This is a genomic window from Entomospira culicis, assembly GCF_028748145.1.
Classification (GTDB): domain Bacteria; phylum Spirochaetota; class Spirochaetia; order WRBN01; family WRBN01; genus Entomospira; species Entomospira culicis.
In genome coordinates this window covers 21,152-38,333 of record NZ_CP118181.1, presented here as the reverse complement: position 1 = coordinate 38,333, position 17,182 = coordinate 21,152, and the positions used below count along the sequence as shown (strand labels likewise).

18 protein-coding genes are annotated in these 17,182 nt (G+C 45.3%); 10 read left to right on the top strand and 8 right to left on the bottom strand.

What is annotated here, in order from left to right:
* Nucleotides 1-86: 86 nt before the first annotated feature.
* From PVA46_RS00195 to PVA46_RS00185, 3 genes are read right to left on the bottom strand one after another with little or no spacing between them, the layout of a single operon-like run.
* Nucleotides 87-2,114, bottom strand: coding sequence for a V-type ATP synthase subunit I (locus PVA46_RS00195; protein WP_167694717.1), 2,028 nt, complete (start codon nucleotides 2,112-2,114; stop codon nucleotides 87-89).
* Nucleotides 2,115-2,129: 15 nt separating this feature from the next.
* Nucleotides 2,130-3,176, bottom strand: a complete 1,047-nt coding sequence (locus PVA46_RS00190) for a V-type ATPase subunit (protein ID WP_167694716.1) — start codon at nucleotides 3,174-3,176, stop codon at nucleotides 2,130-2,132.
* Between the two features lie 9 nt (nucleotides 3,177-3,185).
* Nucleotides 3,186-3,503: a hypothetical protein gene (locus PVA46_RS00185; RefSeq protein WP_167694715.1), complete on the bottom strand. Its 318-nt coding sequence runs from the start codon at nucleotides 3,501-3,503 to the stop codon at nucleotides 3,186-3,188.
* Nucleotides 3,504-3,839: 336 nt separating this feature from the next.
* Between PVA46_RS00185 and rpmF the strand changes: the two genes are divergently transcribed.
* The 5 genes from rpmF to PVA46_RS00160 all read left to right on the top strand — a co-directional run bounded on the left by rpmF (nucleotide 3,840) and on the right by PVA46_RS00160 (nucleotide 6,168).
* Entirely contained in the window at nucleotides 3,840-4,016 is a 177-nt protein-coding gene (gene rpmF, locus PVA46_RS00180) for a 50S ribosomal protein L32 (RefSeq protein WP_167694714.1), read from the top strand.
* 97 nt (nucleotides 4,017-4,113) lie between these two features.
* Complete coding sequence (gene acpP / locus PVA46_RS00175) at nucleotides 4,114-4,362, top strand: acyl carrier protein (RefSeq protein WP_167694713.1); 249 nt, start codon at nucleotides 4,114-4,116, stop codon at nucleotides 4,360-4,362.
* 6 nt (nucleotides 4,363-4,368) lie between these two features.
* Nucleotides 4,369-5,106, top strand: coding sequence for a ribonuclease III (gene rnc / locus PVA46_RS00170; protein ID WP_167694712.1), 738 nt, complete (start codon nucleotides 4,369-4,371; stop codon nucleotides 5,104-5,106).
* 33 nt (nucleotides 5,107-5,139) lie between these two features.
* The gene (rsmI, locus tag PVA46_RS00165; protein ID WP_167694711.1) at nucleotides 5,140-5,838 is read left to right on the top strand and encodes a 16S rRNA (cytidine(1402)-2'-O)-methyltransferase; all 699 of its coding nucleotides are present in this window, start codon (nucleotides 5,140-5,142) and stop codon (nucleotides 5,836-5,838) included.
* Between the two features lie 48 nt (nucleotides 5,839-5,886).
* Nucleotides 5,887-6,168: a flagellar biosynthesis anti-sigma factor FlgM gene (locus PVA46_RS00160; RefSeq protein WP_167694710.1), complete on the top strand. Its 282-nt coding sequence runs from the start codon at nucleotides 5,887-5,889 to the stop codon at nucleotides 6,166-6,168.
* Between the two features lie 102 nt (nucleotides 6,169-6,270).
* Here the strand turns inward: PVA46_RS00160 and PVA46_RS00155 are convergent, their stop codons facing one another.
* Nucleotides 6,271-7,182, bottom strand: coding sequence for a lipase family protein (locus PVA46_RS00155; protein WP_167694709.1), 912 nt, complete (start codon nucleotides 7,180-7,182; stop codon nucleotides 6,271-6,273).
* A 91-nt stretch (nucleotides 7,183-7,273) separates the two neighbouring features.
* Between PVA46_RS00155 and PVA46_RS00150 the strand changes: the two genes are divergently transcribed.
* Nucleotides 7,274-7,870 carry a hypothetical protein gene (locus tag PVA46_RS00150; protein WP_167694708.1) on the top strand — a complete coding sequence of 199 codons (597 nt, stop codon included), beginning with the start codon at nucleotides 7,274-7,276 and terminating at the stop codon, nucleotides 7,868-7,870.
* Between the two features lie 21 nt (nucleotides 7,871-7,891).
* Here the strand turns inward: PVA46_RS00150 and PVA46_RS00145 are convergent, their stop codons facing one another.
* Both PVA46_RS00145 and PVA46_RS00140 read right to left on the bottom strand, forming a co-directional pair.
* The gene (locus PVA46_RS00145) at nucleotides 7,892-8,620 is read right to left on the bottom strand and encodes a hypothetical protein (protein ID WP_167694707.1); all 729 of its coding nucleotides are present in this window, start codon (nucleotides 8,618-8,620) and stop codon (nucleotides 7,892-7,894) included.
* Between the two features lie 11 nt (nucleotides 8,621-8,631).
* Nucleotides 8,632-9,063: a hypothetical protein gene (locus PVA46_RS00140; protein ID WP_167694706.1), complete on the bottom strand. Its 432-nt coding sequence runs from the start codon at nucleotides 9,061-9,063 to the stop codon at nucleotides 8,632-8,634.
* A gap of 145 nt (nucleotides 9,064-9,208) precedes the next feature.
* Between PVA46_RS00140 and PVA46_RS00135 the strand changes: the two genes are divergently transcribed.
* The 3 genes from PVA46_RS00135 to PVA46_RS00125 all read left to right on the top strand — a co-directional run bounded on the left by PVA46_RS00135 (nucleotide 9,209) and on the right by PVA46_RS00125 (nucleotide 12,314).
* The gene (locus tag PVA46_RS00135) at nucleotides 9,209-9,844 is read left to right on the top strand and encodes a hypothetical protein (RefSeq protein WP_167694705.1); all 636 of its coding nucleotides are present in this window, start codon (nucleotides 9,209-9,211) and stop codon (nucleotides 9,842-9,844) included.
* 103 nt (nucleotides 9,845-9,947) lie between these two features.
* Nucleotides 9,948-11,159 carry a type I phosphomannose isomerase catalytic subunit gene (locus PVA46_RS00130; RefSeq protein WP_167694704.1) on the top strand — a complete coding sequence of 404 codons (1,212 nt, stop codon included), beginning with the start codon at nucleotides 9,948-9,950 and terminating at the stop codon, nucleotides 11,157-11,159.
* A 54-nt stretch (nucleotides 11,160-11,213) separates the two neighbouring features.
* Nucleotides 11,214-12,314, top strand: coding sequence for an alpha-amylase family protein (locus PVA46_RS00125; RefSeq protein WP_167694703.1), 1,101 nt, complete (start codon nucleotides 11,214-11,216; stop codon nucleotides 12,312-12,314).
* Between the two features lie 65 nt (nucleotides 12,315-12,379).
* Here the strand turns inward: PVA46_RS00125 and PVA46_RS00120 are convergent, their stop codons facing one another.
* A complete protein-coding gene (locus PVA46_RS00120) occupies nucleotides 12,380-14,272 on the bottom strand; it encodes a DUF262 domain-containing protein (protein ID WP_167694702.1) in 1,893 nt (630 codons plus the stop codon).
* 110 nt (nucleotides 14,273-14,382) lie between these two features.
* The gene (gene mnmE / locus PVA46_RS00115) at nucleotides 14,383-15,717 is read right to left on the bottom strand and encodes a tRNA uridine-5-carboxymethylaminomethyl(34) synthesis GTPase MnmE (RefSeq protein WP_167694701.1); all 1,335 of its coding nucleotides are present in this window, start codon (nucleotides 15,715-15,717) and stop codon (nucleotides 14,383-14,385) included.
* A gap of 420 nt (nucleotides 15,718-16,137) precedes the next feature.
* Between mnmE and add the strand changes: the two genes are divergently transcribed.
* Nucleotides 16,138-17,178 (top strand): adenosine deaminase, encoded by a 1,041-nt coding sequence (add, locus tag PVA46_RS00110; RefSeq protein ID WP_167694700.1) that lies wholly within the window; start codon nucleotides 16,138-16,140, stop codon nucleotides 17,176-17,178.
* Nucleotides 17,179-17,182 lie beyond the last annotated feature (4 nt).

Here is a 17,182-nt window from a genome sequence, read left to right as displayed (position 1 = left end):
CACGCTCCTTACCTTAATATAATCTATATTTTTTGCTCTTTCATCAAATAAAATTCACACTGTCTACAAATACACCAACGCTAAAACTAGCTCTGCTTACCCGTCTCTTCATGCAGAGAGATAGGTTGATAGATGCGACCACCGCTCTCAAAGTATCTACTAAAGAATTCGTAAAACTGCAAACGCATGCTATTAACTGCCGCCAACAAGCCCTCCAAGGCGATAACCAAGACGTTGGCAAAGACGATGATGACAATCGAGAGCCATAAATACGGACTCTGCTGGGCCATCGAGTAAAAGACACTCATTAAGACCACATGCACCATTCCCATCGCACCAATACGAATAAAACTCACCGTGCTCGAGAAGTAGCCAATCATCATCTCATAAAGCTCAAAGAGCCACTGCAACGGCCAGACCACTATCTGTTTAAAAGCTAAGGATCGCTTCTCTTTCTTGTTCTCTTCTAGCGTATGTTTCACGGGAATCAGGATAAAGCTTACCGCAATGCCGACAAGCAACAGTGGGACAAGATCACGATAAGGATAGCTCTCCAGCCCCTGCGTGAGGGCATCCCAAATCATGTGCATTGCCGAGGCGTAAAAGAGCGCACCCAAGAGACCATTAGCGCCAAAAACCAGCGCAAAATAGTTCTTCTTCCGTACTTGATTGATCGCGTTAAAGAGAAAGCCTGTACCAATCACCACAAACCCAATCTTAAAGCTCAAGGCAAAGATGCCATAAATCGATTGAATCGAACTAGCAGTCGTATGATGCGGTTCCCCCGTCATCACGATACCATGCAGATCAAACCAGACCGGTGCCAACCATTGAAAGCCAAAGTAACTGCCAAACATCACGCCAAAAAATATCGCCGACAAACCGCAGTACGTAACAATCTTTCCCGCATTCATCAGCGATGCTCCAGCACTTTTTGCTTTGTATGCTCTTCGCCAGAGGTAGATCCCCAAAAAGAAGATCACCAGACCCTGCCCTGCATCAGCAAACATCAAGCCAAACATTAAGGTAAAGAAGATCGAGACCATAAAGGTTGGGTCTACTTGACCATATTTAACAACACCATAGGTATTTACCAAAAGTTCATACGGACGACTAACTACGTTATTTTTCAACTTAGTAGGAGGCTCGGCTTGCACCTCGCTCTTGCTAGCATCGACAGGCACCGCCTCTAATTGAATAATCGCACGCCCTTGTGTCGCTTCTTTGAGTGCCTCTATCACCACCATTTTTTCTGAAGCTGGCACCCACCCGGAAAAGATCACTGTCGTGTTTGTACTGTTGAATTGCCCCTGAATCTGCTCATAAAGCTCCTTAGCGCGTAACGCCAACCAAGCACTCTGTAAACTCGCTTGCTCGGACTGCAATAAATTCTCCACCAGCGAACTACGTTGCTCTTGCTCTTGCACAAGCCCCTGAAGACTTGCTTCTAGCTGTGTGCGAAAACGCTCACGCAAGGAAACCTCGTCTAAGTTGCTAGGTGCAAGCTCACTCAAGCGATAGCGCTCCAAAATCTTCATAATTTCGGGGGCATCGCTTTTATTAAAAAGAAGCTCCAACGCTAGCTCATTGACATGATTGGTCTCTAAGCTGACAAGGCTAAAGCTCTTCAATTTTTTCTGTAAATTTGGCGCGTAGACCAAAGGGATAAGACCTCGATAACTTAGGAGCGCATGCTCCACTTGATTGTCGGTATAACTAAGCAGACGCTTCTGGAGAATGCGCATCTCATGTAAACGTTGTTGTACACGACGTTGCTCTTCGCGAATAGAGGCAATCTTGGTATTCAGCTCCCCCACAAGATTCTCTACTCGGGAGAGATCTAACGCGGGTAATTCTCGAGAGACCTCCAGATCTCGCGTATCAGGATAAGCTATCTTACCTAACTCTAGGAGCGTGCCACAGCGCCTGCGTAAATCGGCGATCTTATTCTGTGTTGTACTCTTGCTATATTGGCGCACCCCTTCCTGATCACGATAGTGCGCATCAATAGCAAATTCCACCGCACCAACTGCTAAGAGGCGCTTAGTAACACTATCCACATCCTGACTAAGCACAATCGCCGAGAGATACTCCATCTTTTCCGTTAATAACATCGCATTTACCTCATTTTACTCTAATCGTGTCATCTGCATAATTTGATCGGAAGAAATTGCATACACCTTGGCATTGATAATCGAAAGAATCGTTCGTCTATCATGCTCTACCAAAAAGAAATAGGCAACAATCGGCGCACAAGAGAAGGGCGGATAACTTAACGCGCGCTTGCCACTCGTGTATAAAAGTTCGCGCTCGGCAAGCATTAACAGAAGGGAAATAGGCTCTTCCTCATGAGCCGTTAGCGCCGGATACCACTCTACTAAGAGCTTGCGTAATTGATCCTCATCATGGATCACATCCATCCAGAGCTTTGGCTGGAGCCGACTGCCTCCTGACAAAAATTCCGCCTCCATTTGCACATTTTTATCGACATGGTAAGCAACCAATCCTCGACCAAATTGCAAATTTTCCATATCAATATACGCACCCATCAGTTGTTGCATCATGATACGCTCGCCAGCAGGCAATAAGTGAATGACGCGCTGAATATCAGTAAATACATAGCGGTCTAGCGCGACCTCAAGCGCATAAAGCGTGCGATCGCTAAGAATTGTTGCCTCATGCGCATGAAGAATTTGGGCATAGGGCGTCTCTTTAAGATGCTCACGCATCTCGTCGAGCGTAGCGCTCGCCATCAGCGTCTCATAGGAGATATCGTATGCTAGGAGCATCTGCCCGCTAGGCAAAGAGATGCTTCTTAACGGTTTTTGTAGGATCTCCCGATAAAACCAGACGCGTAACGCCGTCTTAAGGAGTGCAGTCTCATGCATCATTAAGAGCGACTTCATAAAATCTTGCACCGAGGCACTCAATCCCAAACTCAAATGAGAGAGTAAGCGCATCTGGCTCTGCGTAAAGGCTTGTTCGGCAAGAATTAAATCGCCACTTTGTTGATAAGATTGATAGAAGTCATCGTAATAGGTGCCACGTAAATGGGCTAGACTCTCCTCTAAAGAGCCCGCCTGAATCATCTTGACAAGCAAAGATTTATCCAATAAATACGAAAGACGAGAGCGTAAACGAGCATTAATATAAGCGTAGCGTTGCACTTGGAACATTTACGACTCCTATGGGGTTGTCCAGAAGGTCTCAACTAAAAGGCTAACCACCTCACCCTTCTTGGCATCTAAAAGGAGCGCCTCTTGCGAGAGAAGGCTCTGCTGTGTCTCTATCTTTTGCTGAAGATCCTGCTCCATTTGCACTCTCATCGCATCGATTTCCCGTCGCTGCTGCGCCAGAAGAGTACTCTTTTGGACGCGAAAATCCTCATACAACTGGCGCTCCAACATCTGTTTTTGTTGCGCCAAATCCGCAATCTTCGCCGAAAGTCTCTTCGCCCCCGCCTGCTCTGCCTCTAAAATCTCTGTAAGTTCGCTCTGTAACATAGACCACCCCTACTCCTTTTTCCTCTCCCTAAACAAGCCCAAAAGAAGCATCAGCACCCTGCACCGACCCTCTTCCTATTTATTAATAGTACTCGATTTTTTATTTTTGACAAGTACCTTCCAATAAAATTAACGTATTTTCGCTAAAATCGTGCAAATTTTTCATCGATCTAACTTTTTACTTGACAAAAGTGCCCTTTTTTTATAGAATAAAAGAGGATTGTTGTGTTTTTACTTAGTAAGATAAAAGATCTAGCACAAAAGTCCGATCATTCGCATGCCAGCCTAAAACGCATGTGCAAATCACTTTTATCATAAAGATGAGGTATAAAAAGAATGGCAGTTCCTAAGTACAAACCCAGCAAAGCGCGCACCAAACGTCGTCGCACCATCAACATGCGCCTAGCAAGCCCAGAACTAAGCACCTGTAGCAATTGTGGCAATAGCGTCAGCCGCCACCGTGTTTGCCAAAAGTGTGGCTTCTATCGCGGACGTCAAATTATCGACATTTAACCCGTAACTAAGAGATAAAATTCACGTTTTATCTTTATTCTTATCTAATTCCGTAGCAACCCTACGGCAAACTTTATTAAACAGGAGAGGTGTTTTTATGCATACAGAAGAGGAACTTTTTGAGCAACTCAAAAAAATCATTGTAGAAAAACTCAAAGTAGAAGATCCAGCCAAGGTTACCAAAGAGGCACGCTTTAGAGAGGATCTCAATGCAGATAGCTTAGATACATACGATCTAGTCTACTCAATCGAGGAAGAGATGGAGATTACCATTCCTGCCGAAAAAGCCACAGACTTTGAAAAAGTTGGCGATGCTCTTGCCTTTATCGTCTCGCAAAAGAACTAAACGGCGTTGAAACATCAACATCATACTCTGCTGAAACATCAGCAGAGTCTTCTTCAAACCTGTCAAGAGAAATTCAAAATCTCTTTCTTCGATAAATCTCTTCTCCTCCAAGCACTCTCCCACAGCTCTTACGCTAACGAACAAAGGAGTCCGCTTGCAAGTAATGAGCGTCTTGAATTCCTTGGTGATGCTGTCCTCGATCTCGTTATGGTAGAGTATCTTTTTCATCAGTTTCCCGAACATAGCGAGGGGTTACTCACCCGCATGAAGGCAAACCTCGTCTGCGAGGCGATGCTTGCAAAAATTGCCCAACATATCGACTTAGGACGCTGTTTACTCCTCAACAAAGGCGAAGAGCGCGATGGTGGTCGCCAGAAAAGTGCCCTCCTTGCCGATGCGATGGAAGCTCTCTTTGGTGCGCTCTACCTCGATCAAGGCCTCAATATTGCGCGTATTTTCATCCTCCAGCTCTATCAACCTTACTTTCATGACCTTGCGGAGAACCTGCTCACCAAAGATGCCAAGTCTAAACTCAATGAATGTCGACAAAAAGGGGGGAACACCCTCCCAGAATATCGTGTCATCCGTGAATGGGGCGATGATCACGCCAAGCAGTATGAGGTCGGTATCTTTTTTGATGAAACATTGGTGGCAACAGGCACTGGACAGAACAAAAAAGAGGCCTCTCAAGATGCCGCGCACAATGCCTATCAACATGTCTGTAAAGGGATGAAGCATGAATAACCTAGATCCGCGCTATTTTACAAGGAGATACCTATGTCAAATCCCGATGCGTGGGGTACGCTTTATATCGTCGCCACGCCCATTGGCAACCTAGAAGATCTCACGTTTCGCGCCTTAAGAATACTCAAAGAGGTCTCCTACATTGGGTGTGAGGATACGCGTAAAACATCTAAGTTATTACATCATTATGATATATCACAAAAACGTTTACTCGCCTGTCATCGCCATAACGAGCGCGCTTCGGCGCAGGGTATTATCAAGCTTTTAGAGGCCGGACATGACGTTGCCTACTGTAGTGACTCTGGCACCCCCGGTATCAGCGATCCGGGGGCGAGGCTGGTGGAGAGTGTCTTGCTCGCGGGTGGACAGGTGCATCCCATTCCGGGAGTCAGTGCCTTAGCTACACTCTTTTCGGTGATGGGCACCAATGATGAAACGCTTCTTTTTGCTGGATTTCTTCCTCAACGCGGGCAAAAACGCACCAAGCGTCTCCAAGAATTGCTCACCATGCAGAGTGCAATATTGCTCTATGAATCCCCTTATCGTGCGGAAAATTTACTTAAAGAACTTGCCGAACTTGCCCCCGATCGTCATCTCATTGTCGGCAGGGAGATGACCAAACTCTATGAGGAATTTTGGCGCGGATCTGCTCAGAGCCTTGCCCATGAGCGAATCGGTACACCTTTTATTGGCGAGTTTGCATTAATTATTACATATAATCATAAATGTTAAGAATAAATCAGGCGATAATTAAAGAGACGAGCTAATCAAGGAGTTACCATGAATATCAATCGGATCAATCCGCTAGATCCTCTGTTTTCAGTCAAGAAACCTGAAGCCATGGGGCGTGTTGAGCGTAGTGAACGCGGACAATCGATTCAAGTCTCCTCAGATGCTCAATTAGCACACGAGAGACTCTACGCGCTGGAAGCAGTGCGTCGTGCACCAGATGTGCGAGCTGATGAAATTGTCCGAGTACAGGCAGCCATTGCTGACCCGAATTATCTTAACGATAAGATTGAGGCACTTGCCGACCGTCTTTTAGATGCTTGGAATTGGTAGCTGATGACCTAGTAAACCTAGCGTACTAGCCGTTACAAGGGGGAGCAAATGCTCCCCCTTGTGCTTTATAAATCATTGTAACAGCATAATTTAATCTTGTAACTAAGGCTCACAATGATCCATCCACGGGAAACAATTCGCATAGGGAAGCTTATTGGCCTCAAGATCCAAAATAATCGGAATTAAGTGATGATTCCCTAACAATCGCTCTACTAAAAAAGCGTACATATTATCCATACTCGGATCATGCTGATGCTCTGGCCAGAGAAACTCGCGTCCAAAACTGCCACCCCAAGCTAACTTAACGACAATATCTTGTTCTCGATTAAATGTATAAATATACCTTTCGAGATAGGATTTAGGCAAGTAATTCTTAATCGCACCATTAGCACCGAGCGCACCGAAGGTAACCGCATAAATTTCTCGATTAAGATTTGCCACAAGGTTGAGCATAAGTGCACGACTGGCCGTAGCTTGCGCCAGTAATGCGCCAAAAGAGTGCCCTACCATTAAGATTTTATAGTCTTGATAGTTTGGCTCGGTGAGTACGGTAAGAAAGAGTTGCCACGCCTGCCTTAGCTGACTATTGAGCACAAAATTTTGCGGACTCAAAGAGAAATAACTATCGGTGAGCATCTCGTTGATCATTCGAGATTGATAAGCTTTGAGAGCTTGCTCTTGCTTATGAGGATCTTTGATTTTCCAGATCTTCTCTAGCTGTTTTTGGCGCTCTTCTTGGCGATGATCGCTACTCTCGGCACGCTGAAAAAAGCGCGAAAGTACCGCACTTGCATCGGCACGAAAGTCTAAATACTCGGTGGTTGAATCAAAATAGATCACCACCAAACGCTCTTCTGCATACGATCGTACCATCCAATCAAAGCCGTCATAACCACTGATACGATCATAACGCGTCTCGTGCAGTCCCTCTAAAATATCCACAAACGTGTAGGCACTAAGCGTGATAGGCTCTCCAAAAAAGAGCAACAACAATGTGCAGATCCATCCTCTCATTCTTTCTAGATTAACGAATTTTTGAAGAAAATGCAAGGCTATTGAGCAAAATCCCTTTCTTTTTTTAGTGATTTATTGTATATTGTTACACATGAGAAGAGAACATCCCTACCGCTATCTCCTGTTGCTATTAATTTTATTGCCATTTAATCTTTACGCTTCTGGCGATGATAGCCCAGAAGATCCGCCACATCCCCTATCCGTACACTTCTCGCCTAAGCATACGGCGGGTTTTATTGGCATCGATTTAGGGGGTGGCTTAACCCAAGAACCCCGAAGTGTCTTTAATGGTAGTATTCATGGCGGCATTACCTTCTACTATAAGGATATGCAGGCAGAGTTGATGAATTCCGTGATGGGGCTCTTTTTAAACACCTCCCTCTACGCCGGATTTGACTTAAATGTATCTAAAAAACGTATCGCTTGGGCACCAAAAATTGGCGTTGCCCAATTACTTGGCCCCATCATTATCGGGTTAGAGACCTTCTTTTATACGCCCTCTAACTTTCAAGAGTACGACATCCGTCTCTACCCATTCTTTGGCGTATCGATCCTAAACATTGTCTCGCTCACCGCAGGCCCAGCCTTACACGTGGGCGGAACGAAGATCGATCAAATCTCTAGCTGGCGTGTCTACTTTACGATACGTATGCCTATCGAGTTGATACGTTATTTTATGGGATTATAAGCAATTATTCCAAACAATACGCTACTGCCAAGTCATCTCTAGCCACTCCTTACCGGCTAAAAAATCTATCACCGAGAGTTCTTGCTCGATGCGCTGATTCTTTATCACGGTAGAACCTTTGCTGGTCTGCAACGAGGCATTCTTCGCATTCTTAGGCAATGTTAAGGTGAACGTCATGGTGGCGCGCTCTAGCTCTTGGGCAAGGCGATTACGCTCATTTTGCGTTGCCCCAAAGATATTGGCCAGCTGTTGGATATACGCACTACGACTACTCGCGCTCCACTGGCTAGGCACTTTAGGCAAGATACTCATCGAGGCATAAAAAAGTTCAAGCTCTACCTCGCTCATCGCCAAACGTAAGCGATAGGTTTGGTTCTCCTGATAGAATTGGATCGCCTTAAACCCTGCCTCACTAAATTCCTGTTGAAATCGTGCTAAATCGTTAATGGCAAAGCGATAAGACAAACGATTTCCAGCTAATCGACGTAACTGTTGATTCTGGACATACGGCAATAAAAACGCAAGCGCCTCATCAAAAGCCGAGGGCAACCCATCCTCACGAGGCGCAACCCCCATCATAACGTCGAGATCTTCAAAGTAGCTCATCATCACGCTCGAGAGCGCGCCCTCACTGGCAAAGCTGATGCTAAATTGCCCCGCCTTCGGCTCACGGATGGTCATATCGCTCTTTCCAGCGCAACTGCTCAATATCATCAACAATAAAAGAAAAAATCCTACTCTCGATCGCATGTAACTCCTCTCTAATCCTCAAAATAGATATAAATATGAGGCTCAATTAACGGTGTGGCAAAGGCAACCACCTGCCAGCGCTTATCAATAAGCTGTAAGGTGATCTGATTCTCGAGGGTCTGCCCATCTTGAAAGGTGAGCGTATATTTCGCGCGGGCCTCGCTCTCTTGGTCATTGAGGCTAAATTCAGTAACCAATACACTACTGTTAGCGTAACGTTGACGCTCGGTAAGGGAAAAGGCATCGGCGTGTCCCTCAAGCAAAGCAACCTGCTCTAAGGCAGATCCCTGCGCCAGATGCGATAAGGGATCGAAGTTAAGCTGATAGAGATGGCGTACAAAATCATTTGCCACACCTTCAGGCGAGTCACTTATCCCCAATACCCCACGGCACGATAAAGGCAACACCAGCGCCCACATCCACAATAGATAAAATTTCCTCATGCTCCTAGTATAGCCTCAATGGCGCGAATAGACAAGAGGTTGCCAACAATGGTGATTGTAGCGCCAAAGAGAGATTTGATTGACAACGTGATGATTTATGTAGTATAATAAAGAAAATAATTTCTTTTAAAAAGGAGTTTTCTTAATGAAACGATTTGTATTGATGCTAGCCCTAGTAGCGCTAGCCACTAGCCCCCTTGCCGCGCAATTTAGCCCAGATGCGTATGGTTTGAAAAATTGGACGAGGATAGAGTATCGTGCCAACGACCCCGTCTACGGTAAGAGCATCTGGCGATATTGGACTACAGGTTATTCCCAGTACCGCTACCCCGCACTGCAGCAAGATAGATATGGCGTTAGAATCTATATCTATGCGATAGAGAACGCCGAGGGCATCCACTACCTCTTGCGCTATGAGACTAGCCACTACGAGATTAGAGACAACCTCTCTTCAGTTAACCTCATACTCCGCATTGATGATAATGGTTATAGGTTACCTGCACGCGTCGAGAAGACGGTGGATCACAACGGGCGCGTTCTCTCTTTCGACTTTTACGTACCCCTTAGCGAAGAGGATATACAGAATATTGGGGGCGTAACAAGCTACTTTGCCGTCTGGCCTGAGATTAATGACGTGCAGCTCAATAATACCCATCATGCCAAAGATTATAGAACAAAAAGCGCTATTAAATACTTCCAAAACGAGATGCAAAACATTATGGAGCCTCGCGATAAAAAGGTCAAAAAGAAATTTATTACGGGTACGCCGTTTACTTTTTAGTGTATTTTTTGGGTGGCTACACTTCGTAGCCACTATCTAGCCCAAAGCTCACACTGCGCATCAGTTTGACAGAACATAACTTTTTGTGTAGACTGTAAGCATCATGAAGAGTAAATATCCCCTTAACCTAACCCCCTTTATCCGCAGTGCTCCCTGGGGGGGCGATGGCGCGCTCTTGCCTTTTTTGGCTAGCCTCGCCATCAAAAAAGCAAAAGAGAGCCATCCCCTTGCTGAGCTTTGGTATAGCGCCTACCCCTTAGCACCTAGCACGACGGTAGTAGAAAAGAAGAGTTTCACCCTTCACCAGCTGTTGCATCAACAGAGCGCCTTATTGTTGGGCGACACCACCGATCGCAACCTGCCATTTATCATCAAGATTCTCCACGCCGAGCGCGCGCAACCGTTGCATCTCCACCCCAATGAGGCACAAGCCAAGGCAGGCATGCTCCTCGAGAACCAAGCTCATCTCGCGCCAGAGAAGCGCCTCTTCCATGACGCGTTTGCCAAGAGTGAGCTCCTCTATGCTCTCGACCCGCAAGTGGAGATCCTCGCAGGATTTTTACCTTTTGCCGAAATTCAAGAGCGCTTGGAGCTCTTTAGCATTGCCTCGTTGCAGAAGATGGCGCAACCTTTTTATCAATCGCCCACGCCCCAGAGCTTGCAAGCCTTGCTTATGCAACTCTTTACACTGCCAGCCAAAGAGCAACAGGTGCTTGCCCAACAAATTCTGCGCATTGCCGACGACTACCAAGAGATCTTTAGCTATGCATCACAGATTGTCCATTTAGCGGGAGAAAATCCAGAAGATCTCACATTAATCATGCCCCTCTTCTTGCAACACCAGCTCTTAATGTGTGATGAAAGCATCCTCATTGCTCCGCAAACACCCCACCTCATCCTACGTGGCTTGATGGTAGAGATTAGCACCCCCAGCGACAACATGCTCCCCTTAGCCTCGCCGTCTAGTCATCATCCCGCATCGTTCTGGTCGCACCTCGATCTTACGCTTCCTCAACCTAACCTTATCCAGCGCGACCGCCACAACCCTGATCTTCCCCTAAGCAACCTTCCCTTTCATATACAAATGGTACACCTCGAAGAGAGTCATTTTATCAACGGCAAGAATCAGCCACTCATTCTCCTCGCGCTCAAAGGAAAAGCGCGTCTCTCCAGTGCGTCGGGAAATCGCTTACGAGACAAGCTCCCCATCGACGACATCGCCCTCACGCGTGGTGAGGCGATCTTTCTCCCCCACGAGGCCGGTGGCTACACCCTAGAGGGGCGCGGACTATTTCTCTTGGTTTGGAGATTATAAGAGAATTGTTCGCTCTTACTCCGACAAATTCTATAAAAAGAAGAAGGTTTTATCATGCATAAAAAAAGAAAATTGCTCTCCCTCCTCTTAGGTACGCTCCTGTTGAGTACACTAACCAGCTGTAATCGAGCGCCCAAAACGCTCAACTTGACAATATATCAACCGTTGCCAAGTCTCCAAGCGTTTGTCCAACAAGAGACATTTTTCACCGAGATCGCCACCATCGGATTCAACACCATCATGCTCAATAGTACGCAATTCTCCCGTGAGCAACTGGAGCAAGCTGTCGCCCTCGCGCATCAAGCTAATCTCTTTGTGATCATCGAGTTACCTTATACACCAAGCCTCACTCAACAGATACATCACTGGGTGCGTAATCACCAAGTTGACGGCATTATCCTCGACAGCACCGATAACATCAACGATGCCGAACGCAAAGAGCTACAAACCCTCATCAAGCAGAGCGCCACACTCAACCAAAAAGAGAAGCAGGCGTGGGGAACAGCTGGCTATCTCATTGGACGTAGCCACCAAACCAGTTGGGAATTTTTTACCGAAGCGACCTTTGGACACAACGGCCGACGCAAGGAGATGCAAATCTTCCTCAACACGCTAGGGCAACAGAGCCTCGAGCAAGCGCTCATCACCCAAAACGAATCTCCGCAAATCCTCATCCACTTCCACAATCTACGCTCCCTCTACGGCGAACGCGCGCAAGCCATCACCACAACCCCGCCCAGCATCATCGCCAACACCCCCAAGAGCGCCCCACTCCTCTGGTTTATCGGTACGCTCCCCCAGCCTTTCCACTACACCGGTATGCTCCACCCCCAAGACGATCGTCTCCTTCAGCAAGAGCTTCCCACTATTCTTAAAATCCGTCAGCAAGAACCCTTGCTCCAACGCGCCAAACTCATGCTCTTAGGCCACTCTACCACCATTTACAGCGATGTGCTCTACCAGGGCAACCAACAGATGGTGCGCGTCTTTAATTTTGGCGACGACCACTCCATTCTCAATCTCGCGGTGGTGAGCAATGTGGTGCGTGGCAAACGACTTATCGATGTGATGACAGGCGAAGAAATTCCACGCATCAATCGTGGGTTTCGCATTCCTATAGACGGCGGGGCGAGTCGCCTCTTTTACGTACGCTAAAAGATATCTTCTTACCTCAAATAAAAAAGAGCGCCCCATCAGGCGCTCTCTATGGTTATGTTACATTAAGAAGGCATCTCTTCAGGATTGTAATACTCTTTCCATACCATCCAGTTTAGGTAACTATGAGTAATAAAATCAACAATTTGCTTTTGACGATCTTCTAAAGCTGATCTCTTCCAACTTCTACGCTTATTATACTCCACAAAAACACCATGATATTGCGCTAAAGAAGGATGATTATCCTTCGTAATACACGCTTGAACACACTCCTGTTTTTCCTTAAAAGACTTATTACTTAGCTCACTGTTAAGTGATTTTGCTACCAAAGTAAGATTTCCCCAGCCATATAAACGATCATAAAAAACCTCTAAATCTTTTTCTTTGTCAAAATTTATATCACTCCAGAAAGAATAGCCTTCAATCTCCAAATTCCGATTCAAACTCTGGGGAGCAATATGTTCGATGCTTTTAGGCATATCCTCCCACCTAATTAGTTCTAATCCCTGCTCGGCACGCAACTGCAACTCCCAGCGCCACAAAATGTAATAAACAATTGACCCATGCGGTCTTCTTAGTAGCTTTTCATAAACCACCGACTCTCCCAAAGCGTAAGGATGTTGCCATTCTCCCTCCACTTCAAAAGAATTGATATACAACCTATTTAGAAAATGCCACATATACTCAGCAACAGATCCATGATGCTCCTTACTATCAAGCCACCAACGCATCCAATCTCGTAAAAAACCATGCTCAAATCGCTTGCTATGATTCACACAATTAACTCTAACCAGCAATTGTTCAAAGGCAAAAAAGAGTTGCTGATAAGCAAACGATATCTTATTTTTGTTAAATGGTTCTAGCTCATTTTGCAAGAAAAAGAAAGGATAAAAAGACTCCCCCTTAGAAAGAATAGTAACACTTTTAGCAACGGAGAATTGTCCCTCATCTTTAAGATAATCACTAAAATCTAGTAATGTCTTAAACGCCTTCTCTAAATGTGCTGTAAAAGTATCTAAATATTCCATAATAGCTACTTTGTCATTCTTTAAACTCTTTCCCACTGCATCGCTAAAGTGTTCTTCAAAGCTACGCTTATTCTTTTCAAAATGAAAGTAAAACGCGTCCAAACAAGCATAAAGCACTTGATCTTCATTAAGCCCTAATTTAGCGAGCTTATCACTACCATCAGAATCTTCTAGGTTCTCCTCGACGTTCACACCAATTCTAATCTTTTCAATATTCTGATAAATGTTGGTGAATCGATCATAAAAGCGTTTTAAACGCACAAAGTCTGCCCCATTGCGATAATACTGAAAAGCAACAAAGGCCTTAACTTTCTCTAGCTCTGTAAGCACTTTACCGCGATCGTTTTGAAAAGTAAAAATATGCGTGGCTTCTATAAGATTCTCAATTTCATGAATCGTAACCTGTGCACTAGCTAACACAGCAACCATCGTATCTATTTCGGTGGACTCCCTCTCTTGGAGTTGCTTGGAAAAATATCGATAAGCTGCTGATAATCGTTCAGCAGATAAAGTAGTTTCACGTACTTTTAACTCCTTAGCATCTACGTCTTTCACTTTTATCAAGCTAGAAAAAAATTCTTGATCATACGCTACTGTATGGAATTTATCTAGAAATTTTTGAATAAACGATACTGTTTTGGCGCTTAAATTATGGCGATGAATGCTGGCTAGAAAAAGCGCAACGGTAGTAAGTCGTTGTTGCCCATCAATCATTTGTCCATCATTACGTCCAGACTCCTTAAGCATCAAAAAGTGCCCATAATAGTAAGGAATTCCTTTAGTAGCTATTCCTGCTCTAGAGTCATCTAGCGCTTCCTCAATATCTTTTAAAAAGCGTGTATAGTGCTTTTTATCCCAGCTATACGCTCGCTGAAAATCCGGCACAATGAGCTGATCATAACAATTAACCAAATCAGATAAAGTAGTCATTTTTAAAATTGTGTCTCCTTTTTATATTAACATAAAATCTATTCATTTTATAATAACACAAAAAACACATAAACACAACACACTTATTAAACAATACATATTAATTAATTCTACTTGCCCAAACAAAACTGACGAAACATCGCGTCCATGGCATCTTGTTGCATATCCGTGCCAATGAGTTGGGCAAAATATCCGCTGGCTTTTCGCAACGTAAAGGCCACCAAATCGAGGGCATCTTCCTTAGCAAGCGCCTCGCACTCTACCAACGTGTTAAGCGCCTGTTGTACAATTTCCCGCTGACGCAACGAACCCAAAAGTGCATGCTCGCGACGTTTAGCCACGCCATCGGGGTCGATATGCGCGACCAGCTTTGCCAACATCTCCTCCAACCCCAACCCTTTTAATACCGATATCGCCAAGCGTTCCTCCATTCCAACTTGCGCATCTCTAGCCAATGCATCGCGCTTATTCTCTAACCAAATCAACTTATCTCTATACATTAGCATAAAATCATCATCGGCAGGTTGCGCTGGTGTAGTAAGATAGAGAATCACATCCGCCTGAGCTAAGAGTTCATAGCTCTTCTGGATGCCCATCTGCTCAATCGCCTGCGCACTCTCGCGCAAGCCCGCAGTATCTACCAAACGAATCGGATAACCGTGCACATCCAGCGTTACCTCAATATAATCACGTGTCGTACCAGCTTCTGGCGAGACAATCGCCCGCTCACTGCCCACCAACCAGTTAAAGAGCGAACTCTTACCCACGTTCGGTTCTCCGGCCAAGACCACCAACGCACCCTCTTGCAAAATTTGTCCAATCGGCTCTTCTTTAAGATAGCGAAATAATTGTTCGCGCAAGCTATCTAATGGTAGCCAGACAAAAGGCTCTAGCTCCTCTTCAGGATAATCTAAATAGGCCTCCACCGCCCCCAAACGATCGATAATGGCTTGATAGATCGCACCGAATTCCTTGCCCAAGCCACCCGATAATCGATGCAATGCCGATTGTGCCGCCAGCGCTGTCTGTGCCATGATCAACTCATGCACTGCCTCGGCTTGGGTTAAATCCATCTTGCCATGCTTCACCGCACGATACGAAAATTCCCCCGGAAGCGCCAACCGAAAACCACAACTCACTAAGTAATGAAGAATTGTCTCAATTAAATGTGGATTACCATGACAATAGATCTCACAAGCCTCCTCGCCCGTGTAGCCTGCTCCATGGGTAAAAGGAGCAATCATCACCTCATCAAGCGTTTGGTTGCTCTGCCTGTCAACCAGTTTACCAAAAACCATGCGGTGCGACTGGTCTAACTTTCCCGTAAAGCTCGACGCTAATAAGGCCAGCGTGCCCTCCCCACTCAGGCGAATTACTGCCAGTGCCGAACGTCCCCAAGGCGTTGCCAGTGCTACAATCGGCTCGTTGGTATAGAGTGCTTCCATCGCAGATGTCTCCTCGCTTTATCGATAAAATTGCCAAATTGATATCATTATCGGCTAAATAAATTGCTACTTGAGAGAAAAAAATTTATTTCCTCCTTGTGGATAAGAGAAAAAATTTTTATTATCTTGTGGATAACTTGGGCATAAATGAATTTATTTTTGCACAACAGCTAAAGTTTATATGCCTATCAACCTATACAAATAAAAGATAAAAAAATAATTCCATACTAATCAACGCTTTAACAAAAAGCATTCCGATAGCATGCTCCTCACTACCTCCAACACTTATCCACAAAAAAATTTTGTAACTTGTGGATAACTTGTGATAATTATGTGGCTTAGTTGTCGATGTTATAAGCAAGAGAGAAAAAAGTCATTGGTTCAATGCGCTCTCCTCCGTCCGTTACGAGGTATGCATTTATGTCTAGCAACATCATTCAGGATTTGCCGAAAATTGAACTGCATCGGCACATCGAGGGTTCGTTTCATCCACCCACGCTCTTCCAAATTGCCCAAAAAAATCGTCTCGATTTTCCCCAAGAATTTGAAGCCTTCAAAGAGCAACTCCAATTTCCCAAAGATTCCAAGCCCGACTTCGCGCTATTCCTAAGTAAATTCTACAACAAGTGGTACAACGATCTCGATGATGTCTACACCGTCGTCTACAACTCTTTTCTTAATATAGATCAGAATGAAAATCTATTCTATAGTGAAATTCGCTTCAACCCCTTTCACTTCTGCATCAACAAAGGTTTCGATCCCGTTGATACGCTCAAGACCTTCCTCATGGCCGCCCGTAGCGCCATCCGCGAAAAACAGAGCCACACCAAACTCCTCATGACCATCAACCGTGGCTTCTACCCTGAAGAGCGTTACATGGAAGTCTTTAAACAGTTTGTCGATAAGGTCGACCTCACCGGCATTATTGGCATCGATCTTGCGGGTGATGAGGTCAATTTTCCACCCGAAAAATTTCAACATTTCTTCCAGCTCATCCAGAGTCATGGATTGCCTGCCACCATCCACGCAGGAGAAGTTACCTCTGCCGATCAAATTTGGACAGCCATCGACAAACTGCACGCCAAACGTATCGGGCACGGCGTAAAAGTTACCGATGACCCAAACCTAATTGCTTATGCTAAAGAGAAAAGTATCGCGTTTGAGATGTGTCCGATTAGTAATTATCAAACCGGTGCAGTACCCGACACCGCCAACCATCCCATCCGCGATCTCCTACGGGAAGGTCTCTGCGTAACCCTCAATAGCGACGACCCCACCGTGCAAAATGCCACCCTTGTTGACGACTATAACGCTTGTCATCACCAAATGGGGCTCTCTATCGACGAGCTTAAAGCGCTCAACCTCAACTCTATCCAAGCCTCGTTCTTACCACCCAAAGAGAAAATCGACCTAGAAAAGAACTTTTTGCAAGCTTGGGGAAAAGTTACTTCAGCACACTAAGTAA

Excerpts from the sequence above, each read along its gene's own strand:
- PVA46_RS00195 (WP_167694717.1), bottom strand. The coding sequence starts at position 2,114 with ATGTTATTAACGGAAAAGATGGAGTATCTCTCGGCGATTGTGCTTAGT.
- PVA46_RS00190 (WP_167694716.1), bottom strand. The coding sequence starts at position 3,176 with ATGTTCCAAGTGCAACGCTACGCTTATATTAATGCTCGTTTACGCTCT.
- PVA46_RS00185 (WP_167694715.1), bottom strand. The coding sequence starts at position 3,503 with ATGTTACAGAGCGAACTTACAGAGATTTTAGAGGCAGAGCAGGCGGGG.
- rpmF (WP_167694714.1), top strand. The coding sequence starts at position 3,840 with ATGGCAGTTCCTAAGTACAAACCCAGCAAAGCGCGCACCAAACGTCGT.
- acpP (WP_167694713.1), top strand. The coding sequence starts at position 4,114 with ATGCATACAGAAGAGGAACTTTTTGAGCAACTCAAAAAAATCATTGTA.
- rsmI (WP_167694711.1), top strand. The coding sequence starts at position 5,140 with ATGTCAAATCCCGATGCGTGGGGTACGCTTTATATCGTCGCCACGCCC.
- PVA46_RS00160 (WP_167694710.1), top strand. The coding sequence starts at position 5,887 with ATGAATATCAATCGGATCAATCCGCTAGATCCTCTGTTTTCAGTCAAG.
- PVA46_RS00155 (WP_167694709.1), bottom strand. The coding sequence starts at position 7,182 with ATGAGAGGATGGATCTGCACATTGTTGTTGCTCTTTTTTGGAGAGCCT.
- PVA46_RS00150 (WP_167694708.1), top strand. The coding sequence starts at position 7,274 with ATGAGAAGAGAACATCCCTACCGCTATCTCCTGTTGCTATTAATTTTA.
- PVA46_RS00145 (WP_167694707.1), bottom strand. The coding sequence starts at position 8,620 with ATGCGATCGAGAGTAGGATTTTTTCTTTTATTGTTGATGATATTGAGC.
- PVA46_RS00140 (WP_167694706.1), bottom strand. The coding sequence starts at position 9,063 with ATGAGGAAATTTTATCTATTGTGGATGTGGGCGCTGGTGTTGCCTTTA.
- PVA46_RS00135 (WP_167694705.1), top strand. The coding sequence starts at position 9,209 with ATGAAACGATTTGTATTGATGCTAGCCCTAGTAGCGCTAGCCACTAGC.
- PVA46_RS00130 (WP_167694704.1), top strand. The coding sequence starts at position 9,948 with ATGAAGAGTAAATATCCCCTTAACCTAACCCCCTTTATCCGCAGTGCT.
- PVA46_RS00125 (WP_167694703.1), top strand. The coding sequence starts at position 11,214 with ATGCATAAAAAAAGAAAATTGCTCTCCCTCCTCTTAGGTACGCTCCTG.
- PVA46_RS00120 (WP_167694702.1), bottom strand. The coding sequence starts at position 14,272 with ATGACTACTTTATCTGATTTGGTTAATTGTTATGATCAGCTCATTGTG.
- mnmE (WP_167694701.1), bottom strand. The coding sequence starts at position 15,717 with ATGGAAGCACTCTATACCAACGAGCCGATTGTAGCACTGGCAACGCCT.
- add (WP_167694700.1), top strand. The coding sequence starts at position 16,138 with ATGTCTAGCAACATCATTCAGGATTTGCCGAAAATTGAACTGCATCGG.